We start from the raw sequence: 26,627 nt of genomic DNA, 5'->3' as shown, positions 1-26,627 counted from the left end.
GCCCCCGCGAGGCACAGCCGTACGACCCCGCGTGACGGCACGCAGCACGCCACTCCGCACCCACGCACGGCCGTCGACATCCGACTACCGAGAGTGAAACACACGACACTGACAATGGCCGGTCCCGGTGGCCCCGGCACCGGCCGCGACCCGGAAGGCAGGCCCCTCGTGACGCTCCGTCCCGAACCCTCCCGCACCGAACCCGCCACCCTCGGCGACGCACCCGACGAGGCCCTGCGCCGCAGCCTCGGCGTGGGCCGGCGCCGCTTCCTCACCACCTGCACCGCCGTGGCCGCGGGCGCGGTCGCGGCCCCCGTCTTCGGTGCGGCCCCCGCCCTCGCCCACGGCCGGGACAGAGACCACGGCCACGGGCACGGCGCCGGTCACGGTCGCGGGCAGGTGCTCGTCCCGCCGCACAAGCGCGGCATCATCCTCTACACCGTCCGCGACGCCACCGCCCGCGACCCCCTCGCGAGCGACCTGCCCTCCGGCTTCCGCGAGGTCTTCAAGCAGCTCGCCCGGCACGGCTACCGCCAGGTCGAGTTCGCGGGCTACCGCCAGCACGCCAACGCCCCCGGCGGCGACAACCTCGAAACGGTGCAGGGCGCCAGGCTCCTGCGCCGATGGCTCGACGACCACGGACTGCGCGCCCAGGGCAACCACGGCTTCATACCGCCGTCCTGGCCGCTCACCCCCGCGGACAAGGACACCTTCAAGAAGCACCTGGAGATCGCCAACATCCTCGGCATGGACCACATGGGCACCGGCGGCGACCCCACCGGCAGCTCGCACCGGGCCGACTGGGACGTGGCCGCCGACAAGTGGAACGCGCTCGGCGCCATCGCCGGCCGGGAGGGCATCAAGCTCTACACCCACAACCACGACAGCGCCTACGGCTTCCTCCTCGACCGCGGCCCGCTCGACGACCAGGGCCGCCCCACCCGCAGCTCCGGCATCCGGAAGCTGGAGTACTTCCTGAAGGTCACCGACCCGAAGCTGGTGTGGCTGGAGATGGACATCTTCTGGGCGCACGTGGCGCAGTACAAGTTCCACACCTACACCGCCGCCGACGGCTCCACCCGCAGGAACGTCTTCGACCCGGCCGCCCTCGTCGCCCGCCACAACAAGCGCTACCCGCTCTTCCACGCCAAGGACGGCGTCGTCGACACCACCAACGGCATGGGCTGGGACATGGTGCCGTTCGGAACCGGCGACATCGACTACACGACGTTCTTCTCCCGGGTCGGACTGCCGAACTACCGCAACCCGATGGTCGAGGACGACAACTCCCCGAGCGCCACCGACCCCGCGCAGTCGCTGCGGGAGGCGAAGATCAGCTACGACAACATGGCAACCCTCCGCAAGCGGCGCTGCTGACACCCCTGACCAGGACGATCCGACCCGAGCCGACCCGAGCCGACCCGAGCCGACCCGGGCCCGTTTTCGGCCCGTACGGCTGGGGCCGGGCCCGTCCGGATTGTCAGGGCCGGGGTACGGGGCCGCGCGAGCCGAAGCCGGTCCGGATCTCCGTCCCGTCGGGTCAAGGTCCGTCCCGGCCGCTTCGAGGCACCCGAAAATCGGGGGTGTTCGGTGGCCCGGGGTGTTCGGGGCGTTCGGAGCGGCCCGGAGCAGTCCGGGGCGGCCCGGGGCGGTCCGGGGTGGTCCCGCCGATGTCCGGGGCCGCCAGGACCGCCCACCCGATTCCCCGGGCCGCCCACCCGATTCCCCGGACCGCCATTGCATGCCCCGGTCCGCCCGTCCCGACCGTCAGCCGATGCCCTGGCGGTCCGGCCGCAGCGCGAACGCACGGTCCGCCGGGGTCGGGGCGACCCGCTCCACGGCCTGCCGGAGCAGCTCGCGATGTCGCCGGAGCGGCTCGCACCGCTCCGGCGGCACGAGCAGCAACAGGTCGTCCAGCCCGGCCAGCATGCGCCGCGTCACCTGCGGCGAGCCGGTGGAATGGCCCCGCACCTCGGCGAACCCGAGGTCCACCAGGGCCTCCCAGCCGGGCAGCGGCTGCACCAGCCGGACCGCCCCCGCCCGGTCACGGTGCAGCGACACGTCCAGCGGCCGACGGGACAGCACCGCCAGCAACTGCACCACCCGGTCCAGGGCCTGCACGGCGGTCGTCGGATCGTTGATCGCGGCGGACATCGCCCGCAGCGCGATGTCGGACAACTGCCGCAGCCCGAACCCCAGATCCTGGTGGAAGGTCCGCTCCACCCCCACGCCCATCGCGTACCGCAGGACGCGCGTGGGCGGCGCCTTCCCGCCGTGTACCGCGAGCACGGGCGTTCCGGGCACCACGAAGTCCCCGATCCGCGGCACCAGCCGCAGCACCACCCCGTGCCGCCGGGCCACCCGCACCAGCCGCCCGATGTGCACGTCCCGCAGCACACCCGCCCGCCCCTCGTGCGCGATCCACGCCGTCACCGGCCCCAGCTCGGGCCGCCCCTCACCGACCTCCGCCGCCGGCATCAGCGCGACCGCGCGGAAGGACTCCGCGGCGATCCGTGCGATCACATGACTGACCCGCATCAGCCGCAGCGTCGTGTTCACGTACATCACGAACAGCAGCAGGCTCAACGCCACCATCCCGAGGGTGAGGACCGACTGCACCAGAGGGACCGACACCACCCGCCGTGGATCGGTGGTGCTGTCGAAGGCGGTGAGCACCAGCAGCGTCAGGACGAAGGTCGCGAGGAAGACGGCGAAGGTGGCCTTGGTGATCCGGCTCCGGACGAAGATCCGCACCACCCGGGGCGTGAACTGCCCGCTCGCCATCTGCACCGCGACCAGCGAGATGCTGAACACCACACCGATGAAGGTCATCATCGCCGAGCTGACCGCGCCGACGACGGTCTTCACGTCCTCGGCGAACCGCACCAGGTCGTCGAGCGTCTCGAAGTCACCCTCGTCCCGCAGCGACTCGACGATCGCCGTGTCGAGTTCCTCGGTGACCAGCCACACCACAAAGACGGCCACCATGGCGGCCGTCGGCGCGAACCAGAAGGAGTCCCGCAGATGTTCCCTCAGCGGTGAGAGGGCACGCCGCCGACGCCCCGGAAGCGCACGGTGAGTTATCGTCCAGTCACTCATGGTGTGACCCTAGAGTGATCGGGCCCTCAGGTCCCGGACCGCCGCCGGAGCGACGGAAACGCAGGTGAAGGCCACTGCGAAACCTTGGTATGGTTGTCCGTGTCGCCGCGGGGCCCGCCCCTGGCACGGCGACGGACACCTGGTCCGGGTGGCGGAATGGCAGACGCGCTAGCTTGAGGTGCTAGTGCCCTTTATCGGGCGTGGGGGTTCAAGTCCCCCCTCGGACACTCAGAACGACGCTTGTGTGCGGGCCGAGATCTATCTCGGCCCGTTCTGCTTTCCCAGGCGCCGGTGGGTTTTCCGGAAGGCCGGCTGTTCGACGGCCGGTTGAACGGCGCGCCGGGAGGCCGCCGCGGAGCGCGGCCGGTGCGGGAAAACACGTGGCTTGCCCTTGCGGTCCCTCCCTACACTCACGGATCGAGAAGCGCCGCCCCGCGTGGGGTCGCGCACCGTGACCAGTGGGGGGGAGCAGGCCGTGCGCGACCACGCCGCCGTGACCGCTCCCCGTCCCCGGTCCGCCCTCACCGCCGGCCGCCCCGCCCGGTGCACCCGAGCCGCCAGGCCCTCCCAGGCCGTCCGCTCCGCCCGGCCCGGTCGGCCCGCCCGGCTCGCGCTGTCCGAGGTGATCCTGGTGTCCTCGGCCGCCCGGTGCCCGCTGCGCGGCCGGCACCGGACGCCCGCGTCACACGCCTGAGCGCCACACCCTGCCTCGCCAGATGCCAGGGGTGCGCCCCGCCGTGTGCCGGGCGACATCGCGCCGCCCTTTTCCGGAACTTCCGAGAGGCCACGGGCCATGCGCCGCAACCCCCTCACCACCGTCCGCAACCTCGGCATCCTCGCCCACGTGGACGCCGGCAAGACCACCGTCACCGAGCGGATCCTGTACGCCACCGGCGCCACGCACCGGCGCGGCGAGGTCCACGACGGCACCACCGTCACCGACTTCGACCCCCAGGAACGCGACCGGGGCATCACCATCTTCTCCGCCGCCGTCAGCTGCGCCTGGGACGGTCACCGCATCAACCTCATCGACACCCCCGGGCACGTCGACTTCGCCGACGAGGTGGAACGCTCCCTGCGCGTCCTCGACGGTGCCGTCGCCGTGTTCGACGCGGTCTCCGGGGTGGAACCGCAGAGCGAGGCGGTGTGGCGGCAGGCCGACCGGCACGGCGTGCCCAGGATCGCGTTCGTCAACAAGATGGACCGGCCCGGCGCCCGGCTCGACGACGCGGTCGCCTCCCTCCGCGCCCGGCTGCACCCGGCACCCCTGGTGATCCAGCTCCCCATCGGGCAGGACGACTCCTTCAGCGGTGTGGTGGACCTGCTGCGGATGCGTGCCCTCACCTGGAACGACGAGGGCGAGGCCCACGACCCCGCCCCCGTCCCGGAGGCCCTGCGCCAGGAGGCGCACCATCGGCGTCGCCACCTGGTGGAGACGGTGGCCGGACTGCATCCGCGCGCGTTGGAGGAGTTCTGCGCCACGGACGACCTCGGCACCGGCACGCTCGTGTCCGCCCTGCGGGACCTGACCCGCACCGGCGACGCCGTCGTCGTCCTGTGCGGCTCCGCCTACCGCAACCGCGGAGTGGAACCGCTGCTGGACGCCGTCCTCGCCTACCTGCCCTCACCGCTCGACGTGCCGCCGGTACGCGGGACGGACGACGGGGGCAGGGAGCGCGAAAGGGACGCCGACCCTGATGCGCCGCTGGCCGCACTCGCCTTCAAGGTGACCGCCACCGCCACCGGGCGGCTGACCCACCTGCGCCTCTACGCGGGAACGATCGAGAAGGGGGACACCGTGTGGGACGCCACCGCACGCCGCACCGAACGCATCGGCCGCATCCTGCGGGTGCACGCCGACCGGCACGCCCCGGTCGACCGTGCCGTCGCCGGGGACATCGTCGCCGTCGTCGGTCCGAAGAACGCGCGAGCCGGCTCCACCCTGTGCGCTCCCGGCGCCCCGCTGCTCCTCGAACCACCCCCCGTCGCCGACCCGGTGATGTCGGTGGCCGTCGAGGCGTCCAGGGGCACCGACACCGGACGGCTCGCTGCCGCACTGGCGAGGATCACCGAGGAGGACCCCTCGCTGGTGGTGCGCACCGACCCGGAGAGCGGGCAGACGGTGCTGTCCGGCATGGGTGAACTGCACCTGGAGGTCGCGGTGGAGAAGGTGCGACGCGAACACGGGCTGGACGTCGCCGTGGGCCGGCCCCGGGTCGGACATCGGGAGACCGTCGGCGGCGGGGTGTCCGGGTTCGTGTACCGGCACGTCAAACAGGACGGCGGGGCCGGGCAGTTCGCGCACGTCGTCCTCGACGTCGAACCGTTCGGGCCCACGGGGTCCGGGGGCACCGGGCCCGGCCTCACGGAGACGGAGTCCGGCTTCGCGGAGCCCGGCTTCACCGGACCCGTGTTCACGTTCCGCTCGACGGTGGTCGGGGGACGGGTGCCGCAGGAGTACGTGCGGGCGGTCGAGGCCGGTTGCCGGGACGCCCTGGCCGAGGGGCCGTTGGGCGGTCATCCGGTGACCGGGCTGCGGGTGACCCTCACCGACGGTTCCACCCATGTGCGGGACTCGTCCGACACCGCGTTCCGCACGGCGGGCCGGCTCGGTCTGCGGAACGCCCTGCGGGCCTGCGCCATGGTCCTTCTGGAACCGGTCGCCGAGGTCACCGTCACCGTGCCCGAGGACGCGGTGGGTGGGGTGCTCGGCGACCTGGCCGCGCGCCGCGGCCGGGTCACCGGCTCCGAGGTCCGGGCGGGCGCCACGGTCGTGACCGCGACCGTGCCGCTGGCCGAACTGTTCGGCTACGCCACCCGGTTGCGCAGCCGCACCCGGGGCCGTGGCACCTTCACCAGCCGCCCCACCGGCTACGCCCCGGCTCCCGCTCCGCAGCGGTAGGTGCCGCTCCCGGAGGGGAGCGGCCGGGTGTCCCTCCCGCGCCCTCGGACGGGAGGGACACCCGGTGCCGCCGCGCGCCGGCTCCCGGGGGCACCGTCGCGCGGGCCGGTCAGGGGTAGGACACGATCGTCGACGGCACCGTGTCCGACCCCGAGGTCGGTGACCCCGTGTCGTTGATGACGCACTCGTACTGCCCGTTGCCGCTGAGCGAGACGACCAGCAGGTGGTGGAAGCGCACGCCGGGACGCACCGGGGCGGCGAAACCGTGGTGCTGCACGATCGTCGGGTTCACGTTGTAGTAGCAGTAACTGCCCATGCCCCAGCCCTCGTGGCGGGTGACGTGGTCGCCGACCTTGTACGCGGCGTATCCCTTGACCCGGCCGTTCTGGATGGCGGCCTGGTCGGGGGCGTCGTACGCCTTCTCGTTCTGGAAGAAGATCGTGCGGCCGCGTTCGCCGTTCCACTGCACGTCGTACTTGTTGAAGTGTTCGACGAACAGGCCCGTCGCCAGGACGTCGTGACCGTTGACGACCACGCCGTAGTCGCAGCGGTTGGTCTCCCAGCCGACGCCCTCGCCGTGGTCGGCGCGCCACACCCAGGTGTGGTCGATGAGGGTGTGCCGGGCGTTGACGACCATGCTCGTGGTCGCCCGGCCGGGGCCCGCGCCGCCGATGCGGATGAACACGTCCTGGACGGTGATCGGGTTGGCGGAATGGTTCCGGGACGCCCCGCGCGGCCCCACCTCCAGCAGCACCGGTGAGTTGACGGTCCCGGCGTCGATGAGGAAGCCCGCCAGCCGCACACCGTCGACGTCGGCGACCCGCATCGCGGTCACGCCGTTGTCGGGGATGAGTGTGGCGTACCCCAGGCCCAGGACCACGGTGTTGGGCCGGTTCACGCGCAGGGGCCGGTCGACGTGGTAGATCCCGGGGGTCAGCAGCAGGTGCAGCCCCTGGTCGAGCGCCCGGTTGAGGGTGGCGGCGGAGTCGCCGGGCCGGGCGACGTAGAACCGCTCCAGCGCCAGCGAGGTGCCGCGCGGGGTGCCGTTGCCCCAGGTCACCCCGCGGGCGTCGGTCCGCAGCGCGGGCAGGAACACCCGGTAGCGGTCGCCGTCGAGGTACAGGAACGGCTTCTCCCGGGAGCGGGGAGTGGTGTCCAGGGTCGTGTACGGCGGGTCGGGGAACCCCTGGTCGGGGGCGCCCTGGACGCCGGAGAACACCATGTTCCAGACGCCGTTGGTCCAGCCGCCGACGGAGCTGTCCCGGGTGTACCACTGCTGCTGCGAGTACGGCCCCACCGTGCCGTCGATGCGGCTGTCGGCGATGTACCCGCCGCTGGCCCAGCCGTAGCCGTCCGGCGCCAGGTTGAGCCCGCCGCGTACGTGCATGCGCCGGAACGGGGCGGCCTGGGCGACGGCCCAGCGATTGGTGCCGCTGACCGGGACGACGGCCAGGTTCTCCGCCGAACGCCAGAAGTTCTGCGTGGCGTTGCCGTCGAACCAGCCCGCGTCGACCGTGATGTCACCGTGAATGGTGGTGTCGTCGGGGGAGAGACCCAGCCCCGAGATTGACGTGTAGAACCCGATCTGGGCGTTGAGGCCGCGGTACGTGCCCGGCTTGAACAGAACTGGTAGCGCCCGGGCCCGAACTGGTCCGATTCCTGGCGGGCGAACACCTCGTCGAGCCGGGCCTGGACGTTCCGCGTGGACGGGTCGAAGACGATCACGTTGGGGCCGAGGTCGCCGCCGCCCTTGAGCCGACGGGGTCGTCCGCGGTGCCCGGGGGAGGCGGACGCGGTGGCGGGCAGGGCGGCCAGTACCGGAGCGGCGGCCGCGGCACCGATGACGGCGCGCCGGCCGACCACGGGCAGCTGGGACGGCCCGGGCGAACTCGCTGCCGGCGACGGTCCGGACGAACTCGCTGACGACGACGATCCGGGTGAACTCGCGGACGGGGCGGGGGAGTCGGACGTCATGGGGGCGGCTCTCCTGTTCAGGAAGTGTTCAGGAAGCAAACGGATCCCGGTTCACGAAGTGAACGGGGTGGGGCGGTGAGAGCGCTCTCTCGCCGGTGAATGGTTCATCCCCGGAACAGTGGCGTCAAGGGGTACGGCGCGACTCGGTGGACCGGAGCGGCTCCAGCACGCGCCTCGACGCACCGCACGCGGCCTCTCGGACGCCGACGTTGCACACCCGCGGGTTGCCGATGCCCCACCCCTCGACGTCCCGCCCGCGCCCCGACAGCCAAGCCCGGCCACTCCGGACTCCCGATCGCGGCGAGAAAGGGAGAAACGACGCAGGCGTGCCGCCGCGTCAGCCCTCCGCGTCCGCCACCTCCCAGGGGCTCGGTCCCGTGCCGTCCCGCCAGCGCTGGAGGTCCGGACCGTTCACGCAGACGATCCCGCACTGCTCGGCGTACTCGAGCGCGGGAGCGGTGAAGTCACTGGTGGTCACCATGACGGCCACGTCCGCCCCGTGCACCGTGAAGCACGTGCCGCCGAACCGCTGCATGTCCTGGGAGCCGACCCGGTTCGCATCGCCGTACCGCTTGCACTGCACCACGAGGAGACGCCCGTCCGGGGTCCGCGCGACCACATCGGCACCGAGGTCTCCGGCCCCGCCCACGACCTCGACGTCCCAACAGCCGTCCCGGCGGCAGAGTTCGGCTATCGCCTCCTCGAACTCGTAGGGATCCAGGGCTTCGTAAGCCGCGTGCGGCGGGTCTGCGACCGGGGCGGCCGGGTCGACGAGAACGGCGGTCTGTTCGGTCTCGTACAGACCGCCGCCGGTGGGCGCGCCTGCCGCCTCGGAGCCGTCGAGGGCGAGGGAGCCCGCAGGGGTGACGGGAGCGGTGGACAGGGCGGGGTCGCCGGGGCGGGCGGGGTCGGCGACGCGCGGAGTCTCGTCGAGCACGTCCACCGCGGTCTCCGCCGCGTCGTCCAGGGCCTGAGCTGCCCGACGGGCTATCTTCACCGCCGATATCCGGCGCCTTCTTCGCCAGTAGGCGATGCCCCCGGCCGCCACCAGGAGGGCCAGGGCGAACGCCCAAGCGGGACGACGCTCGGCCGCGGCGGCCACCGTTCGGACGGTCAGACCCGTCAGGGTCACGACGACGGCGAGAAGCAGGAAGTACATGGCGGTCTTGCGCAGTTCGAACGAGCGGCGGGTGCGCACGGAGTCCGACGCGGTGGAGGCGGTGGAGGCGTGTGATGCGGGCACGGCCATGGTGATACTTCCTCCCGGGAGACACCGAGGACGGTCCATCACCGACTGCCCCGGTACGCGATGTTGTACCGGCAACGGTGATCACGACTTCGCTGCCCGGCCTCAAGTCGCGGCGTCGACAGCCGACATAGGAGTCGGTGCCGGGGCGCCGGGGGCCGGGCCGCTGCCGGACGGTGCCGGAGCGGCGTGAGGGAGGTGAAGCTGTCCCGCCTCAGGACGGGGACGGCACGGCACCCCGGTCCTCGTCACGCCGGGAACCGACCGAGGTGGCGCCCCGCAGAGCACCGCGAACCCGGCCGCACCCCAATGCGCCGTCGGCAAGTCCGAGATCCATGGGCGGGACGGATGCCGGTGCCCTTACATGACCACCACAACGTCCCCTCGTCACACGATCCGCTTGAGGAGCGATGGCTCACAACCCGCACCCGTACCTCCGCACGCCGCTCGCACCGTCCCGGCCGCGGATGTTCGCCTCCACACCCGCCAAGGTGCTCTGGACCCTCGTCCCGGTCGTCACCTTCGGTCTGGCCCTGGCTGTCCCGTTCGTGGTCGCCACCGCGAAGGGTGTCGTGAAGCTGTGGCTGGCCGCGGCATACGTCATGGCGGAGATCACCGTGTTCTCCCTCGGCATGGTGATCAGCCCCACCGACGACGAGGGGAGCGCGGTTCCCGGTCTTCTGCTGACCCTGCTGATCATCACGTCGGCGACCCACACCGCTCTCCTGGACCACGATAAGGTACGGCTCGCGAAGTAGGGAGACACAGACGGCGACCCGCCTGCGGAAGCCCCACGGCCGGAAGCTCCGACGGCCGGAAGGCCCGCCGGCGGTGGACCGACGCGGCGAGTCCTCACCGTCGACCCGCGCCGGTTCCGGGGCAGCCTGGAGGCCGAGCGCCGCCCCGACCACCAGCCGTCAGCGTTCAGCCGCCAGCCATCAGCCGCCAGCCATCAGCCACCAGTCGTCCGCCACCGACCGCTGCCGACGGTCCCGATGCGTGCCGCTCACGCCAGCGAGCGCCGCTCACGCCAGCGAGCGCCGCTCACGCCAGCGAGCGCCGCTCACGCCAGCGAGCGCCGCTCACGCCAGCGAGCGCCGCTCACACCTCCGCGCGCCGCTGACGCCTCCGCCGCCTCACGCCTCCGCGTGCAGACGACGGAGGTACGCATCCAACTGCGCCGCCCCCGTGAGCATCGCCCGCCCCCGGTCGGACAGCCGCCCGTGCCAATCGCGCAGAATTCCTTCCAGGGGCTCCAGCCCGCCTGCCTCACGGACCTGCGCCAGCAGCGGGGCGATCTGCTCCAGCAGGTGCCCCCCGCGCCGGAGTTGGTGGACGATTTGCGCGTCACGCACGTCATCGTCGTCGTAGACCCGGTACCCGGTCACCGGGTCGCGCCGGGGGCGCACGAGCCCGGCCTCCTCCCACTTCCGCAGGGTCGCCGGCCGGATCCCGAGTTCCCGGGCCAGCGGGCCGATGTACCGGCGCCCGGAACGCGGCCCGGGAGTGCGGTGGTCGGGCCCGGAGGCCGACGGCGCCAGACCACCGACGGCCCTTTCCACGGCCTGCAGAGTGCGCCGGTCGTCGAGCAACTGCGCATGACTCGCGTCGATCAGTCGCAACGCCTCGTCCACCGCGCCGCGGTTCACGGCCTGCATGATCGCCGTTGCCGTCCGGTGACCGTGCCCCGGCACCAGCGCGAGGAACGCCCGCAGCGCACCGGCGTGGACCGGGGTGTAGGTGCGGTAGCCGTGGGCGGTGCGGCCGGCGGCGGGGAGGATTCCGGCGTCCTCGTAGTTCCGCACCGCCTGGGTGGACAGACCGTGCGGCCGTGCCAGGTCCACGGGGCGCAGCTTCTCGTCCGTTTGAAGGTTTCTTACCACGAAGCGGAGGTTACCGTTACCCAAGTCTCCACCGAATGTTCAACGATACCGTTGAAGCCATGGCAGATGACATGGCAACCGGCATGGCCACCGGCAGGGCCACCGACACGGCATCCGGCATCGCGACCGACGTGGCGACCGACGTGGCAATCGACATCAAAGACCTCGCCCGCGCCGTCGACGCCTCAGCCGTGATGAGGCTGTTCCCGTCCCGCCCGGACGTCCTCGCCCTGGGGGAGCCCACGCACGGCGAGGAGGACCTGCTCCACCTCCGCAACGACCTCTTCCGGCGGCTCGTCGAGCAGGAGGGCTACCGGACGATCGCCCTGGAGACCGACTGCACGGCCGGCCTGATCGTGGACGACCACGTGACCGGCGGAAGCCGTCCGCTCGACGACGTCATGGAGCACGGGTTCAGCCACCGCTGGGGCGCCTCGGAGGCGAACCGCGCCCTCGTCCGCTGGATGCGCGAATACAACGAGAGCCGCCCGGCAGGGGAGCACCTCCGCTTCGCGGGCATCGACGGCCCGCTGGAGATCACCGGCGCGCAGAGTCCCCGCCGCTCCCTCACGGCACTCCACGCCTACCTCGCGGCGCACGTCGCCCCGGCCCTGTTGCCCTGCACGGCCGACACCCTCGACCGCCTGCTCGGCCCCGACGAGCAGTGGACCGAGCCGGAGGCGATGACGGACCCCACCCGGTCCGTGGGCCGCTCGGCGGAGGCCGGCGAACTGCGCCTCCTGACCGACGACTTGACGGCCCTGCTCGACACCCGGACGCCCCACCTCGTCACGGCCGGCCCCCTGGACGACTGGCACCGGGCGCGCCTGCACGCCCGCACCGCCACCGGCCTGCTCCGCTACCACTCCTCAATGGCTGACACCACCGCGGCCCGCATGCTGCGGCTGCTTGCCACCCGCGACGCCATGATGGCCGACAACCTCCTCGCCCTCGCCGAACGGGGCCCGGTACTCGTCCACGCGCACAACAGCCACCTCCAGCGCGACATGAGCACGATGAGCATGTGGGACCACCCGCACCTGGAGTGGTGGGGCGCCGGCGCGCTGGTGAGCGCCCGGCTCGGTGACCGCTACGGCTTCCTGGCGGGCGCCCTCGGCACTCTCCCGCACCACGGAGTGGACACCCCGCCCGCGGACACCCTGGAAGGCCGGCTCCACACCCACCCCGGGGACACCTGCCTCGTCAGCGCCCGTCAACTGGCGCACGCCCTGGGAGAGACGACACCCACCCGCCGGGTCTCCCCGTACTTCGGGTACGCCCCACTGGACCCGTCCCACCTGCCGCGGATGGACGGGATCGTCTTCCTGCGGGAGTCCCGGCAGTGACGACCGGGCGCACCGCCCTCCGCCCCCGTAATTGCGACCAACCGAACGAACGAACCGGTGGACCCGCAGGTGGCCGGACCGCCGGACCGCCGGACCGCCGCGCGGCCGAACCGGCGAACCGCCAACCGGCGAACCGGCGAACCGGCGGACCGCCGAACTGGCGGATCACGGCACGGCGGTCGCTCCCACCTCCCCCGAACGGCCACCGGCAGCGGTCCCGAAGAGCCGGAAACCGTCAACCGCCCGCCCGTACGGGCGATACTGGCGCTTTCTGACGATGTGCCAACCAGGAGCGGAAGCGATGCACACTGCGCAGGGAGAAGCGGGAACGGGTAGCACTCGGGGCGGGCGCCATGCGGTGGTCGTCGGCGGCAGCCTGGCGGGTCTGCTCGCGGCACACGTCCTCGCCGCCCACGTGGACCGGGTGACCGTCGTCGAGCGTGACCGGTTCCCCGAGGAGCCGGAGCCACGCCCCGGTGTGCCGCAGAGCCGGCACATCCACGTCCTGCTCGAAGGAGGGCGGACGGCCATCGAATCACTGCTCCCAGGATTCGTGCGGGAGCTGGAGGAGGCGGGAGCGCCCCGGGTGGGCGTCCCCGGGGACATGGTGCAGTGGCAGAACGGGCGCTGGTTCCGTCGGCTGCCCTCGTCGGCGCACTACCACACCGGTCCGCGCCCGCAACTCGAACGCCTCGTACGGCGACGGGTTCTCGCCAACCCGCTGATCACGGTGCTGGAAGGCACGGATGCGGTCGGTCTCCTGGGAGACGCCTCACGCGTGCGTGGCGTGCTCCTGCGCGAACGCGGCGCCACGGCACGAGCGGAGCCCCGGCCGGTCGAGGCCGACCTGGTCGTGGACGCCTCCGGCCGCGCCACGAAGGCTCCGCAGTGGCTCACCGCGCTCGGAGCGCAGGCCCCGCACGAGGAGACCATCGACACGGGTCTCGCCTACGGCACGCGTGTCTACCGTGACCGGGACGGCATCCTCGGTACCGACGCACTCGGCTACTACATCGTCCCCAATCCCTCCCAGACCTACGGTGCCGTCGTCCTCCCGCTGGGAGACGGCACCCACCTCGTCACCCTGTCCGGCCTCCGCGGCGACGAACCGCCCACCGACGGGGACCAGTTCACGGCCTACGCCAAGAAGCTGCCGCACCCGCTCGTGCACCGGTGGCTGAGCAGGGCCGAACCCCTGTCACCGGTCCACGGCTTCCGCCACACCGAGAACGTACGGCGCCGCTACGACCTGCCGGGTCGGCGCCCGGCCGGTTTCCTGGCGGTCGGTGACGCCCTGTGCACGTTCAACCCGGTCTACGGACAGGGCATGACCGTCGCCGCCCAGAACGCGGTCGCGCTCCGCGACGCCCTGGCCGACCCCCGGCGCACGCCCACGACGCGCCGCGTCCAGCGGGCGGTGCTGTCCTCGTCCCGGCAGGCTTGGGACATCTCCGCCGGAGCCGACAAGCGCATGCCCGGCGCGACCGGCAACGCGGCCGCGCTCCGCGCCGGGGACCGGGCCGCCCACTGGTACCTGGACCGGGTCCAGGACCGCTATCCCGGTGACCCCGTGGTGGGCGACGCGTTCCGGTCCGTCCTCAGCCTGTCCGCGCCGTTGACCGCCGTGTTCGCCCCTGCGGTGGCCCGAGCCGTCCTGTTCGGCACGCCCGTCCCGACGCCCACCGAGCCCCCGATGACCCGCGAGGAAGCGGGGCCCGACATGTAGGCGGGGCAGAGGACGACGGCGTCGTCGTCCGACGACCGGAGACGGACGGCCGACGACCGAAAGCCGCCGGACCGGTGACGTTCGGTCAAACCCCGCTGCACCTCGGACGGCGCGCCCGGCGCGGCACGTCGGCCATAGCGGACGAGGGCGGGGACGCCGCCACGCCCTCGTCGGCCCCCGCCCGCCCCGGCCTCCCGCCCGCCGCGCCCGCCCGACGTCCGTGCGCGGGTGTCACCGGCAGCCTCCGCCGCGACCGCACCATCCCCACCGAGACGGCGAACCACCCAGCCGCGAGGCATGACTTGTAAGCTCGGCCCTGCCAGGCCGCGTGATCCGCTCGTTCCTTGTTCCTCGTGGCTCGTGTTCGGACGGGAGGTGATCGCCGTGATCCTGGGACTGGGGCTCTTCCTGCTCTGCGGTGCCGGAGCCCTCGTCGCCCTGGCCGGAGCCGCGGCGATGGCGCTCCCCGGGAGGCCTCAACCGTGGCCGGAACACCTCCTGCGCCGGGCGGCCGTGGCGACGGCGTGCGGCGCGGCGGCCGTGTACTCCCTGGGCCTCTTCGGCGTTCTCGCCTCGGAGCACGCGTTCGGCGACGGCGCGGACTCCGTCCCGGCCCCGGCCTGCCGCGACGGCATCGCCCCGGAGGTGAAGCAGGGCCTCTCGCACCACCGTGCCTCCTACCTGCCGCTCCGCTTCGACTGCGTCCGCGACGACGGAACCGTGTACTCCAGCGACCCCGACTACGTGTGGGTGAACTGGACGGCGGCATCCCTCGCCCTGGCCACCGCCACGCTCGCCATCCGCGCGGGCTACGCTCCCGAACTCCGTGCCCGGCGGACGGCGGCGGTGCCGAGCGCGCTGCCCGAGCCCTCGCAGGACGTCACGGCCCACCCGCCGCAGGGGGAACGCCGACCATGACCCGAGTCGCGTGGGAGGAGGCCGTCCGGCGGTTGCTGGACGATGTGTACACCTTTGCCGCCACCGGACCGAGAACCCGCGCCGGCTGGCAGAGGGACGCGCTGGCGGTGATGCGGCGGGATGCCGAAGACCCCCGCGGATGGATCACCTTGGACTGGGACAGGTCGAACGATGCGCGGCGAGCCGGCAGCCCACTCTGGTATCCCTTCGTCCCTCTGTCCGCTGAGGGACTGGAGCGCCGCCTGTACCCGGTGACGTCCGGGACCGCCGTTCGTCTCCTGGTCGAGATGACGTACGAATGGGGACCGGCCGGGACGGAGGAACGGACCAGGGCGGCGTTCGCCGACGCGCGGAGTGTGCTGCATCGGTACGGCGACCGGGTCTCGTGCTACAGCAACGTCTCCGCAGCGCGGGAGAGCCCGTCCCCGGACCTCACGAAGGGAGTGACCGGCTGGTACTCCCTCACCGAGTTCATCGGTGATTTCGGCTTCGTCGTCGCTTCCTCGGAAGAGGTCGGCGTCTACTGGTCGTTCGACGCCAGGTGAGGCCCCCAAAGTGCCGCGTGAGGACGCGGAAGGGGCGGCCTGCCCCGCTCGCGCCCGTCGAGGACGCAGCGCGCCGGGTCCGTCCCGATCGCGGTGGACCCGGCGCCTGGACCGGCGCAGCCGTTACCGTCGGCGCGGTGTGAACCGGGCCGACGGCAGCGCGGTCATCACTTCACCACGACGTTGTCCCCGGACGACTTCGACGATCCGGTGGTGGTGTTGCCGTAGTACACCCAGCGCCAGGTACCGGTCGTGGTGGCCTTCACGGTCGTCCTGAGGTTGCCCGAGCTGTTCGCGTACACCTTCTTCACCGTGGTGTAGGAGGTGGCGCCGGCGGGTTTGAACTGCAGGGTCACCCGGCGGCCTCCGTAGGAGGCGTACTTCCTGGTCTCCCAGTTGGCCCGGGTGACCTTCCCGGTCACGGTGATGGTCCTGCCCTTGGCCACCGGTTCCGGCGAGGCGTTGACGGTCAGGCGGGAGTTGCGCTTGACGTGGACTGTCAGGCCCTTGGCGTCGACGTCACTGCCGCCGCCCTTGAAGTACACCTCGGCCCCGACCTTCCAGGCGCCGGCCTCGCTGTTGTACATGTCCCAGACGCTCGGGTCGAAGTACATCGTCTCGTCGATGTCGCAGACGCCCGAGCTCACCTGGATGCAGTCGCTCGTGTCGATGGCGTGCCACAGCCGTTCACCGTTCTGGGCACTGCCGCGGTACAGGAATACCGCCGACCACTTACCCTTCTGCGTGGTCGTCATCCGGAAGGAGGCGGGAACCGCCACCTCCTTCGACACCCCGATCACGATCGGCTTGCCGCCGTTCACCTGGACCCTGGTGAACGAGGCCCCGCCCTCGGCCGCCCCGGCCGGCACCGCGGCCACGACCGTGCAGGCCGCCGCCGCTCCACCGGCCACGACGACTCTCCAGACCTGCTTCCCCACCTGATCCCCCATCTCTGCGCGCCGGCGAAAAGCCGGCGGATCATCTCTCCAGCGCCTTACAGACACCCGGCACCCGCACGGGGTTGTACGCCCGCTGATCACGATGGGGCATCGGACGGACACTGCCTCCCGCGAAGCGGGGAGGACCGCTGGGGTCGCTCACGCGGAGCCCGCACCCCGGGGCTCCGCGTGCGTCACGGCATTGGCCCCCACGTCGTGGATCTCGCACCTCGGTCGGGCCACCGGCATGCTCAACGGCTGCTTCACCCTGGCCGCCTCCGGCGCCACCGCACAACGCTCTCGAGTATCCGCGACAGGGCTCAGCTGGTGCCTACGTCCCCGGGGGCGACGCCCGGCACTCCGCCGCCCCGCGGCCGAGCCCGCCCCGGGGCGTACATGTTCCTACCGTGGGTCGGCCCGACGCTCCGTTCGTGGTCACAGCCCCTGGAGGGAGTCGTCGTCGTGCCCGGACCCGCTGGTCCCCCCGCTGCCGGAGTCCGGGGAGGCACCGCCGGAGGAGCTGTCCTGGTCCTCGTCCTCTGACGCGGACGAGGACCAGGACGAGGACGACGAAGAGGACGAAGAAGAGGAGGAGTACGACGACTCATACGCGGAGTCGTAGCCGCTCCGCCCGCTCTGCCCGCTCTGCCCGTTCGACCCGTTCGACGAGGAGACGTCGTCGCCGGTGGTGGTTCGGGACGGGCGGTGGCCGCCGGTGCTGGTGGCGTGGCCGTGTGAACCGCCACTGCGGTGGTCGTGTGGCGCTCTCGGCGCGGGCCGTTCCTCCGCCCCGTCGAGGGGGAGGGGAGAGGTCGGAGTGTCGTCCCCGTGCGTCGCGGTGCCCGGAGGGAGGGCCGTGAGCACGCTGTCGTCCGGGGGAGTCGGTTCCCGCAGGCCGTGTGAAGCCGCGTAGCCGTCCGGAAACCGGTCTGCGAAGACTGAACCGGGACCGCCGGGGCCGTCCGGACCGTCGAGGCCGTCCGCACCGTCGAGGGCGTCCGGGGAGACGTCGGCCAGCAGGAGTGCGCCCACGGGCGGCAGGACGGCGAGCGGGCTGAGCGGCTGCACGGGGACTCGCCGCAGGGAGGCGCGACGGAAAAGGAAGCGCCGGACACTCCGGTGTGCTTCACGGGCCCGTTGCTCCAGAGCCCTCGCCTCGTGCCGCGTCGCGTCCGGGGCGACCTCGGAGAAGTGCCGGACCGCGGCCTCCAGCCACTCACGCGTTTCCCTGGCCTCCCCCGAGGCCGCCCAGGCGAGCGCCAGGTTGTACGCGGCCTGACCCCGGCTGAACCGGTCCTCCTCCGGAAAGGCGTGGAAGGCCTGCTGGTAGGAGTTCCGGGCGGCCTGCGGATCGCCGGTGCGCAGCTGGACGTTGCCCAGGTGCAGGAGCGACTGGCCCTTCTCGCGGCCGCCCCCGCCGAGGCGGCTGCGGTCGGCGGCCTGCTCGTGACGGGCGAGGGCCCGCAGGTGGTCTCCGCGACGGGCCTCGATGACACCGAGGTGATTGAGGAGCGCGGCCATCCCGTCCGCGGCATGCAGGGCGGTCAGGGCGGGACGCCGCCCGCAGGCTTCCAGCACCCGCTCCAGGGCGGCGACGACCTCCTCCCCGGGCCGCGCGTGCTCGTCGATCTCGCTCAGCGCCCGATACATCAGGGGCAGCGCCGGGTTCAGGTGGGCGTTCGAGGAGTCTCCGACGTCCAGCGCCTTGCCGTAGAAGCTCAACGCCTCGCGCAGCAAACCCTGTTGGTGGCAGGCCCGGCCCACCTCCGTCAGCAGATGGCTCTCCTCCTCCGGGAGGCCCAGATGTCGTGCCGAGCGGGCCGCCGCTTCGTGCGTGAGGACCCAGTCGTCCCAGTGTTTGCGCAGGTCGAAGAGTGGCGTCAGCCCGAGGGCCAGGGACACGACGTGTTCCCGCGTCGACCGGTGGCTCTGAGCGCGGACCATCGCGGCCACCAGGTTCGGCCGCTCCGCGTCCAGCCACGCGAGCGCGGACGCGGTGCTGCTCAGACCCGTCCGGGCACGGGCCCCGGAGTGCGGCGCGGATCCCTCCCCCGTGGTGCCGTGAGCCGAGGCCCGAAGGCGGTGGCCGGCACCGGGCAGCCAGTCGGCGGCCTGCCGCGCCGTCACCACGTAATGATCCATGAGCCGGACGAACGCGGCCTCTCGCTCCTCGTCGGCGACATCCGCACAGCGTTCCCGGGCGTACAGCAGCACCAGGGACTCGAAGCGGTACCCGTCGTAGCCGGTGTTCCGCTCGATGAAACGCAGTTCGTGCAGTTCCCTCAGCCGCCTGGCGGCCACGAGTGGCGAGACCGCGGCGAGGGCGGCGGCGGCATGGACGCCGATGTCGGGTCCGGGGTGGAGGGCCAGGAGCGGCAGCAGCGCCCGGGCGTGGGACGAGAGCATCCGGTACGACACGTCGAGCGTGGCCCGTACGCTCCGGTCCCCGGTGTCCAGTTCGGTGAGTCGGCTCGCGGCGTCGGAGAGCCGGTCGTGCAGCCGGCCGACGGACATGCCCGGCCAGGTGACGAGCTGCTGTGCCGCGCGCATGAGGGCGAACGGCAGGCCGTCACAGAGCACGGCCACCGCTCGCGCGCTCTCGGGGTCCTCGGCGACCCGTCGGTCCAGGCTGAGCGCATGCCCGACGACGGCTTCCAGGAGGTCCACGGCGTCGGAGGGCGAGAGCGGGCCCAGCGCGTGGAACGCCGCGCCTTCCTCCAGCAGCGAGGTCAGCGGCCGGCGGCTGGTGACCAGCAGCCGGCCGGTCCCGGCGGGCGGCAGGAACGGGGTGACCTGCTCGGCTGCGGTCGCGCCGTCCACGACGATCAGTACCGGCTTGCCGTGGGCCCCGGCGTGGGCGAGCAGATACTGGTCGAACAGCTCCCGCTGTTCGTCGGGTGTCCCCGTCCGGGGCAGGGGCAGGTTCAGCGCCGTGGACAACATGCGCAGGGCCCGGCCCATCACCTCGCCGGGCGTCCGCACGTCGCCGGGCAGGTTGTCCACGTCGACCAGCAGTTCGCCGCTGAACCAGCGGCGCCCGGTCCGTCTCGCCTCCTGTGCCGCCGCGCGGGCCAGGAGGGTCTTGCCCACACCCGCCGGGCCGTGGACGACCACCGGGCCCGGGATGCCGCGGCGGGGGTGCAACCGGTCCAGCACCTGCCGGACCTCGTCCTTGCGGTCGGTCCACCGGCCGACGTCGGGCATCCGTCCCACCACCTGGACGCCGCCCTCCCGGGGCAGGTTCCAGGTGGCGAACAGAACGTTTCCGTCCCCGACCTGCTGGGGGCTGTTGCGGTACGTGTTCCCCGCCAGGTGCGCGGTGTCCCGTCGGCGCACGCCCGGTTCGTCCGGGACGCCGTCGTCACGCTCCACGCGTCACGCCTCGGTGCCGTAGTGGATCTGCATGTGGTTGTGGTTGCCGTACTGCTGGGGGGACTTGTCATACGTGTTGCCGTGGACGTGGAGCGCCGGGTACCGGTCCGCCACGCCCGGAACCAAGGAGATCAACTGCCGCAGCTCCGCCTCCGTCCGCTGCCGTGACCGGTCGTCCGCGTCGTCGAGCAGGGCGGCGAAGCGCGCTTGCCACAGTCGCGCCTGCTGCCCGCCGGCCTCCGCGTCGTCCGATGCGCGCAGCAGCGCCGTCCGGTCCAGGTCGGGCTCCACCTCGTCCTCACCGCCCGCACGGCCGCGGAACATCCTGGCCACACCGCCCCGGACGCCCTCCCACGCCTCCGTCCCGGCGGCCTGCACCACGGCGGTTCCTCCAGCCGCGGCCAGCGCAATCAGCGTCTCGGTCAGCATGCCCGCACCCTCTCCCCCTGAACGAGAACGGCATCCCGCTCCCCCCTGAACAAGAACGCCATCCCGCTCCTCCCCGCCCCGGTTCGCGGGTAAACGATGCGGGCTCGGGCGGCCGATGCCGCGGGGAACAACGCACGGCACGGGTGCGGGAGTTGTGGCAGCGGGCGTGAGGGTGAGCACCAGGGGGAGTGTCGGCGAGGGCGGGGGAGGGGAAGGTGCTCGGGGCGTGGGTGGCGGCCCTGACGCGCCTCGACCACCCCGACCGCCTCGGCCCCTCCGTGCAGCCCCTGCCGTACCCGCGACGGACCACGGCGAAGCGACGCTCCGTGGAGGTCCGAGTGCTTGACCGGCACGGGTTCTCCCGCGTCTTCTGAACCACCTTCAGCCCCAGGGCGTCAACAGAAAGGGGGGAGATGCAGAGGGGACAGAGGGAGACGTGATGTCCTTCGAGCGGGAGTCGGGGCGGCCGACAGCCGACGCGCAGGCGCGGCGGGCTGAGGGCGGCATGCGGTCCGCCCCGCTGCCGGCAGCCTTCGGTGAAGACGCGCCGGGCACCGCCACCGGGCCCGGCGGCTTCTCCACGCGGGCCGCCGGGCACCCGGTGGACGACCGTCCGCACCACCCCGACGACGACCGCCGCCTGCTGCGCGTGATCCTCGCGGTGCCGGTGGTGCTGTTGACCCTATTGGCAGCGTTCTTCCTCTGGCTGGTGCTCAACACCCGTCCGGACGACGCCGGCGACGAGGCCGCGTACGGCGGCATCGAGCTGGGCAGTGCCTTGACCGTCGTCTTCGCGGGCGCGGTGGGAGCACTGTGGCTGGCGCCCTCGGTGCGGCGGGTGCTGCGGTGGCCGTGGGCGGTACCGGCTGTGGCGCTGGGAGCGGCGGCGGTCGCGCGGTGGGTGTCCAGTGGGGCGTGAACCGCCGCCGCTCCGCGGGCCTGAGGATCCGGGCGAACCGGCTGTGCGTGGTGGCCGGGTGTGGGCGGCGTGGCACCGCTGTGCGATGGGGCGCCTCAGAGGATCGCCACAGCCCGCCCGGGGACCTCGCCCTTGGCCAGCTTGTCGACGTACTCCGGGATCTGCTCGAAGGTGATGGGCACGATCTTGGACTCGATGTTGCCGCCCGCCATGAGCCGGAGTACCTCCTCGGCCTCGGACTTCTCGCCGTTCGCGGCGCCGACGAGGGTGATCTCCTTGAGGATGACCTGCTGCATGGACAGGGTGGCCTCCTCGCGGGCCAGCCCGATCTGCACGATGCGCCCGCCGTGCCGGACGGCGTCGATGGCGGAGGCGGTGGTGGTCCCGAAGCCGGCGAAGTCGACGATCACGTCGAGACCCCGGTCCGCGAAGTCGCGGATGTCCTGGGACACGCCCGCCACGCCGAGGGCCTTGGCATCGTCCCAGACCTTCTCGTTGATCTCGGCGACGTAGACCTCGGCGCCCAGTTCCTTGGCGATCTGTGCGCCGAGCGAGCCGAGTCCGCCGAACCCGATGATGCCGACGTTCTGTCCGGCCTCGACGCGGCCGAACGTCACGAGGGCGCGGTAGGACGTGCGCGCGGCGTCCATCGCAGGCGCCGCCTGGGAGAAGTCGACCTCGTCGGGTACGCGCACCACGAGGTCCGCCTTGACGACGACCTTGTCGGCGAACCCGCCGTCGACCGCGGTTCCGGGGCCCTCGGTGACCGCCGGGATCCCCACACGGTCGCCCACGGCGAACGCGCTCACGTCCGCACCGATGGCGCTGACGACGCCGGCGGTCTCGTGGCCCAGGATGATCGGCCTGTGACCCAGGATGGGTGTCAGCGTGCCGTCGACGAAGCTCACGTCGCTGTGGCACAGGCCGGAGGCCTTGACGTCGATGACGATCTCGTCGGCACCGGGCTTCGGATCCTCCCGCTCCACCAGTGTGAACGGTGCGTTGACCTCGTTGAACTGCCATGCCTTCATGCCGACTCCTTTCAGCGACGAACACCCGCATCCGGGGACCAGGGGTGTTGGTTCAACCGTGAACTATTTTTGTTGAAAGTCGAACGGATCGCCGGGCGGGTGGGCCAGGGCCAGGGAGCACCCTCGCGCTCCGCTGTCGCCCCGCCGGCCCTCGCGGTCGGCATGGCCTCGTCCGCCCCCCGTCCGCCCCGCCCCCCTGTCAGGGGCGGCAACGGCAGGCGCGCCCCGTCGTGGGCGCAGGGGCGGCGGCGGGACGGACACGGCAGGCGGTGTCCGTCCGGGATCTGTGCCGGAAGGCGTCCCGTTGTCTCGGTTGCTTCACGGTGCTGTCCCGGTTGGGATCTTGGGGCGCGTGCTGCGCGGGAGCCCGGTTAACGTTCCGGCTCGCAGGGACGTACGGCCGCGGGTCCGGGACCGTGGCCGGCGTGGGGCGGGGACTTCCTGCTCACCCTGCGGACGTCGCACACGTTCCTGCTCCGACGACTCAACGGGGGTATGAAGCATGACCATGCGAGACAGCACGCCGAACGACAGACCGTCCGGGAGCGGCAGGTTCCCGTCCCGCCGGCGCCTGCTGCGACTGGCCGGCGGCGGTCTCGCGTTGGCCGCCCTGAGCGCGGGTGCGGTCGGCTGCGACGACGAAGCGGTGGACGCCGAGGATCCGGGACGTACCGCCGGAGACAAGCCGAAGGGAGGCGGCAAGCCCTCCGGCGACGGCGACGACGGCTCCACCGCCAGCGACCGGGCGCCGAAGCCCCTGTGGAGCAAGTCGACGTCGGCCGAGACCTACGGGGACAACGACGAACTCGTGGTCGCGGGCGGCGTCGTCCTCGCCTCCGGCAGTCCGCTGACCGCACTCGACACGGCGACCGGCCGCCAGAAGTGGTCCCTGCCGGGCGGCACCGTCCCCGGGGCGCCGCTGCTGCTCGGCAAGGGCACCCTGTACCTGGCCAGCAACAAGTACGACGGCACGGTCACCGGATACGACCCGACCTCCGGCAAGGAGACCTGGCGCAGTCGCCTGGGGGACGGCTATCGGCAGCCACGGCCGATCGCGGTGGACGACGGGCAGGTGTACGTCGTCGCCGAGATCCTGGAGGACGACGGCTCCTCGAAGACCAACGTGATCGCGGCCCTCGACAGCACGTCCGGCAGGATCGCCTGGAAGGAGCAGCGCGACCTCGGCACCATGCAGAACGGCATCCACGCCGCCGTCCGCGGCCGCCACCTCGTCTATACCGACTTCAAGAAGAACCTCACCGTGCGCGACACCGCCACCGGCGGCCAGGTGTGGACCCAGAAGACGACGAAGACGAACTACGGCTTCTTCGCCGTCCACGAGGAGTTGGTGATCGTCCCGCAGGGACGCACACTCCAGGCGTTCACCCTCTCCGACGGCAAGCAGAAGTGGTCCTTGGAGACGTCGGAGGTGGCTCTCTTCAAGGAGCCGTCCGTCGTGGAGGACGTGCTCTACATCGCCGACAGCGCCAGGACGATGCGCGCCATCGATCCCCGGACCGGGAAGGAGCTCTGGACCTCCACGGCCCTCGCCTCCGCGGGACTCCAGGTGCCGCGCCAGTACGTCAAGGCGGGCGACACCCTCTACGGCGCCACGGACCTGGACCAGAAGGGCGGCGTCATCGCCATGGACGCGAAGACCGGCGACGTGCGCTGGACGTTCAACGACGGGACCGGCGACCACCATGCCTGGCTGGTCGCCACAGACGGCAAGCGCGTCTTCGCCCTGCACGGCACGGAACTGCACGCGCTGCCGGTGCAATAGGCGACCTTGGCCGACGGTCGGACGGGGGGAGCGCGATCAGCGTCATTCCTTCGCGGCAGCTTCGCACCGGACCACTGTCGGAGGACCGGACCGTTGCACACCTACACGTCGGAGCCGGTCTTCCGCACGGTGCTGAGCGTCGTCGAAAGCGAGAAGTGATCAGCCCACGGGGATGGGGGGCGGTGGAATGCCCGGCGGCCCTCGCCCCGCCGGCCCCGCATCGAACTTCTCAGGTCACCTGCACGGAGCCCGGAAACGCCAGGTAGCCTCGGACCCGTCGTCAACGCGGCCCGACGGGCTTCCGCTCCACCCCGGTGGAGTCTCGAAGGACATGCCCCCACCCGCACGAGTGCTTCGTGCTGCCTGGGGGAAGTCCTTGCTGTTCCGCGCGTCCGCGAAAACGGTCGCCGTCATGGCGTTCGACCGTTCGCTGTTCCTGCACCTCACCGACCAGTTCGTCCACATGCACGGCTACCGGCCCGGCACCTCCGAGGTGCGCTCCTGGGAGCGCAGCATCCCCGTCCTGGCCGCCGCGCTCAACGACGCCGGTCTGGGCGGTGTGGAGATGATGCTGGAGTACGCCCTCCCGCTGAACAGCAAGCGCGCCGACGTCGTCCTCGCCGGAGTCCATCCGCGCACGGGTGAGCCGTCGTACGTGGTGGTGGAGCTGAAGCAGTGGAGCCAGGCACTGCCGCACGAGGACGACCCGACCCTGTGCCATGTCGATGCCTACGCACACCCCGTTCTCAATCCGATCGAACAGGTACGTCGCTACTGTGAGTACCTGGTCAACTTCAACGGAGCGGTGGCGGCACACAGGCACCGGGTCAGCGGGGTGGCCTTCCTGCACAACGCCACCGAGTTCGGCGTGACCGGCTTGCGCGAGATCGAGCGCGACGGCCACGGTCTGCTCTTCACCGGTGAGCGCCGCGGCGCCTTCCTCGACCACCTTCGCACGAAGCTCAGTGACAAGCGTCCCGGGGCGCGAGCAGCGGACGAACTGCGCGAGGGCGCCACAGTGCCGTCGAAGCAACTGATGTCCGTCGCCGCTCAAGAGGTGCGCGACCGCTCGCAGTTCGTACTGCTCGACGAACAGCAGGTCGCGTACCGCATGGTGCTCAACGCGGTACAGAAGGCGAAGAACGCCGACCGCAAGGAAGTCGTCATCGTCACCGGCGGCCCCGGCACCGGCAAGAGCGTCATCGCCCTCCAATTGCTCGGCGAACTGTACCGGCGCGGCGTTCCGGCGCTGCACGCCACCGGCTCCCAGTCGTTCACCAAGACGATGCGGAAGGTCGCCGGGGCCCGCAAGCGGGAAGTCCAGGACCTCTTCAAGTACTTCAACAGCTTCATGACCGCCGACAAGAACAGCCTGGGCGCCCTCATCTGCGACGAGGCACACCGAATTCGGGAAACCTCGGCCAACCGCTACACCCGCGCCGCCCTGCGGACCTACCGCGCGCAGATCGACGAACTCATCGACGTCGCCTACGTTCCCGTCTTCTTCCTCGACGAGCACCAGGTCGTACGCCCCGGCGAGATGGGCACCGTGGCCGACATCAAGGCGGCAGCAGCGAAGCGGGGCATCCCCTGCCACGTCGTCCCGCTGGACAGCCAGTTCCGCTGCGGCGGCAGCGACGCATACCTGCGCTGGGTCGTCCGGTTGCTCGGCCTGGAGGCCGGAGGGCCGGTCGTCTGGGAGCCCGACGGCCGCATGCAGTTGCTGGTCGCCGACAGTCCGCAGGAGATGGAGGCGTTCCTCGAGGCCCGCCGCGCGGAGGGCTACGGCGCCCGCATGTCCGCGGGTTACTGCTGGCGCTGGTCCCCGGAACCCAAGCCGGGCGAACCGCTGCCGCCCGACGTCGTCATCGGCGACTGGGCCCGCCCCTGGAACCTGCGCGGGGACCGCTCCGTCTCCGGGGCACCACCGGCGGCCCTGTGGGCCACCGACCCGGCCGGCTTCGGTCAGGTCGGCTGTGTCTACACAGCCCAGGGGTTCGAGTACGACTGGTCCGGCGTCATCATCGGCCCCGACCTGCTCTGGCGCGGCGACCGCTGGGTCACGGACCGGACGGCTTCCAAGGACCCGGTGTTCAAGAAGTCCACCCCGGACGACGACGTGGACCGCTTGATCCGCAACACCTACAAGGTGCTGCTGACGCGGGGCATGGTTGGCACGATCGTCTACTCGACCGACTTGGAGACAAGGGAGAAGCTGCGGGAGTTGGCGGGCGACGGACGGGAGCAGCATGCGTCCACGGTGTGACGGGCGATTCCATGCCACGACGCGCACGATCCAAGCCATGATGGCTGTGCTTCGTGCCGACCACACCGCCAACGTCGTCCCCCGCGGGACAGCCGTACTACCTAAAATCCCGAGTACCGATTGCGGCCCGACGGCTCCATCACATGGTGCTGCCGCTAGGGTCTGTCGTCAAATGATCTTCGATCGGGGATCATGGTCGGGTGATACGTCGCCATGAACTGTCCGATGCCGAGTGGGCCTTCGTGCAGCC

At 71.9% G+C, this 26,627-nt stretch carries 17 protein-coding genes, 1 tRNA gene and 1 pseudogene; 11 read left to right on the top strand and 8 right to left on the bottom strand.

From position 1 onward, the window contains the following. Nucleotides 1–168: 168 nt before the first annotated feature. Nucleotides 169–1,377: a sugar phosphate isomerase/epimerase family protein gene (locus AB0F01_RS14730; RefSeq protein WP_362094486.1), complete on the top strand. Its 1,209-nt coding sequence runs from the start codon at nucleotides 169–171 to the stop codon at nucleotides 1,375–1,377. A gap of 390 nt (nucleotides 1,378–1,767) precedes the next feature. On the opposite strand, the gene AB0F01_RS14725 is transcribed toward AB0F01_RS14730, so the two are convergent. Next, a complete protein-coding gene (locus AB0F01_RS14725; protein ID WP_362094483.1) occupies nucleotides 1,768–3,099 on the bottom strand; it encodes a DUF2254 domain-containing protein in 1,332 nt (443 codons plus the stop codon). A gap of 142 nt (nucleotides 3,100–3,241) precedes the next feature. On the opposite strand from AB0F01_RS14725, the gene AB0F01_RS14720 reads away from it, so the two are divergent. Both AB0F01_RS14720 and fusA read left to right on the top strand, forming a co-directional pair. Then, nucleotides 3,242–3,326 (top strand) — tRNA-Leu (locus AB0F01_RS14720). A 566-nt stretch (nucleotides 3,327–3,892) separates the two neighbouring features. After that, nucleotides 3,893–6,001 (top strand): elongation factor G, encoded by a 2,109-nt coding sequence (gene fusA, locus AB0F01_RS14715; protein ID WP_362094480.1) that lies wholly within the window; start codon nucleotides 3,893–3,895, stop codon nucleotides 5,999–6,001. Nucleotides 6,002–6,110: 109 nt separating this feature from the next. Here the strand turns inward: fusA and AB0F01_RS14710 are convergent. Together AB0F01_RS14710 and AB0F01_RS14705 are read right to left on the bottom strand one after the other, a co-directional pair. Beyond that, nucleotides 6,111–7,975 (bottom strand): annotated as a pseudogene (locus tag AB0F01_RS14710) (coagulation factor 5/8 type domain-containing protein). Between the two features lie 337 nt (nucleotides 7,976–8,312). Further along, entirely contained in the window at nucleotides 8,313–9,224 is a 912-nt protein-coding gene (locus tag AB0F01_RS14705) for a restriction endonuclease (protein WP_362094477.1), read from the bottom strand. 407 nt (nucleotides 9,225–9,631) lie between these two features. Between AB0F01_RS14705 and AB0F01_RS14700 the strand changes: the two genes are divergently transcribed. Continuing rightward, nucleotides 9,632–9,979, top strand: coding sequence for a hypothetical protein (locus AB0F01_RS14700; protein WP_362094474.1), 348 nt, complete (start codon nucleotides 9,632–9,634; stop codon nucleotides 9,977–9,979). Between the two features lie 378 nt (nucleotides 9,980–10,357). On the opposite strand, the gene AB0F01_RS14695 is transcribed toward AB0F01_RS14700, so the two are convergent. Then, nucleotides 10,358–11,104, bottom strand: coding sequence for a MerR family transcriptional regulator (locus tag AB0F01_RS14695; protein WP_362095233.1), 747 nt, complete (start codon nucleotides 11,102–11,104; stop codon nucleotides 10,358–10,360). A 143-nt stretch (nucleotides 11,105–11,247) separates the two neighbouring features. Here AB0F01_RS14695 and AB0F01_RS14690 point away from each other — a divergent pair, with 143 nt between their 5' ends. The 4 genes from AB0F01_RS14690 (at nucleotide 11,248) to AB0F01_RS14675 (ending at nucleotide 15,639) form a co-directional block, all read left to right on the top strand. Continuing rightward, the gene (locus AB0F01_RS14690) at nucleotides 11,248–12,450 is read left to right on the top strand and encodes an erythromycin esterase family protein (protein WP_362095230.1); all 1,203 of its coding nucleotides are present in this window, start codon (nucleotides 11,248–11,250) and stop codon (nucleotides 12,448–12,450) included. Nucleotides 12,451–12,751: 301 nt separating this feature from the next. Next, nucleotides 12,752–14,176, top strand: a complete 1,425-nt coding sequence (locus AB0F01_RS14685) for an FAD-dependent monooxygenase (RefSeq protein WP_362094472.1) — start codon at nucleotides 12,752–12,754, stop codon at nucleotides 14,174–14,176. 384 nt (nucleotides 14,177–14,560) lie between these two features. After that, on the top strand, nucleotides 14,561–15,094 hold the full coding sequence (locus AB0F01_RS14680; protein ID WP_362094469.1) for a hypothetical protein: 534 nt from the start codon (nucleotides 14,561–14,563) through the stop codon (nucleotides 15,092–15,094). A 32-nt stretch (nucleotides 15,095–15,126) separates the two neighbouring features. Then, on the top strand, nucleotides 15,127–15,639 hold the full coding sequence (locus AB0F01_RS14675) for a hypothetical protein (protein ID WP_362094466.1): 513 nt from the start codon (nucleotides 15,127–15,129) through the stop codon (nucleotides 15,637–15,639). Between the two features lie 167 nt (nucleotides 15,640–15,806). Here the strand turns inward: AB0F01_RS14675 and AB0F01_RS14670 are convergent, their stop codons facing one another. The 3 genes from AB0F01_RS14670 to AB0F01_RS14660 all read right to left on the bottom strand — a co-directional run bounded on the left by AB0F01_RS14670 (nucleotide 15,807) and on the right by AB0F01_RS14660 (nucleotide 20,378). Beyond that, on the bottom strand, nucleotides 15,807–16,577 hold the full coding sequence (locus AB0F01_RS14670) for a hypothetical protein (protein ID WP_205076816.1): 771 nt from the start codon (nucleotides 16,575–16,577) through the stop codon (nucleotides 15,807–15,809). 435 nt (nucleotides 16,578–17,012) lie between these two features. Continuing rightward, entirely contained in the window at nucleotides 17,013–19,949 is a 2,937-nt protein-coding gene (locus tag AB0F01_RS14665; RefSeq protein ID WP_362094463.1) for a tetratricopeptide repeat protein, read from the bottom strand. A gap of 3 nt (nucleotides 19,950–19,952) precedes the next feature. Next, nucleotides 19,953–20,378 (bottom strand): hypothetical protein, encoded by a 426-nt coding sequence (locus AB0F01_RS14660; RefSeq protein ID WP_362094460.1) that lies wholly within the window; start codon nucleotides 20,376–20,378, stop codon nucleotides 19,953–19,955. A gap of 439 nt (nucleotides 20,379–20,817) precedes the next feature. Between AB0F01_RS14660 and AB0F01_RS14655 the strand changes: the two genes are divergently transcribed. After that, the gene (locus AB0F01_RS14655) at nucleotides 20,818–21,297 is read left to right on the top strand and encodes a hypothetical protein (RefSeq protein WP_362094458.1); all 480 of its coding nucleotides are present in this window, start codon (nucleotides 20,818–20,820) and stop codon (nucleotides 21,295–21,297) included. A gap of 95 nt (nucleotides 21,298–21,392) precedes the next feature. Here AB0F01_RS14655 and AB0F01_RS14650 read toward each other — a convergent pair whose 3' ends face one another. After that, entirely contained in the window at nucleotides 21,393–22,328 is a 936-nt protein-coding gene (locus AB0F01_RS14650) for a zinc-binding dehydrogenase (RefSeq protein WP_362094455.1), read from the bottom strand. A 502-nt stretch (nucleotides 22,329–22,830) separates the two neighbouring features. Here AB0F01_RS14650 and AB0F01_RS14645 point away from each other — a divergent pair. Next, entirely contained in the window at nucleotides 22,831–24,111 is a 1,281-nt protein-coding gene (locus tag AB0F01_RS14645; RefSeq protein ID WP_362094453.1) for a PQQ-binding-like beta-propeller repeat protein, read from the top strand. 376 nt (nucleotides 24,112–24,487) lie between these two features. After that, complete coding sequence (locus AB0F01_RS14640; protein WP_362094450.1) at nucleotides 24,488–26,377, top strand: DUF2075 domain-containing protein; 1,890 nt, start codon at nucleotides 24,488–24,490, stop codon at nucleotides 26,375–26,377. Nucleotides 26,378–26,627: the final 250 nt, after the last annotated feature.

Source organism: Streptomyces sp. NPDC029526 (genome assembly GCF_040637405.1).
Taxonomy (GTDB): domain Bacteria; phylum Actinomycetota; class Actinomycetes; order Streptomycetales; family Streptomycetaceae; genus Streptomyces.
This window is presented reverse-complemented; position numbering and strand designations above follow the sequence as displayed.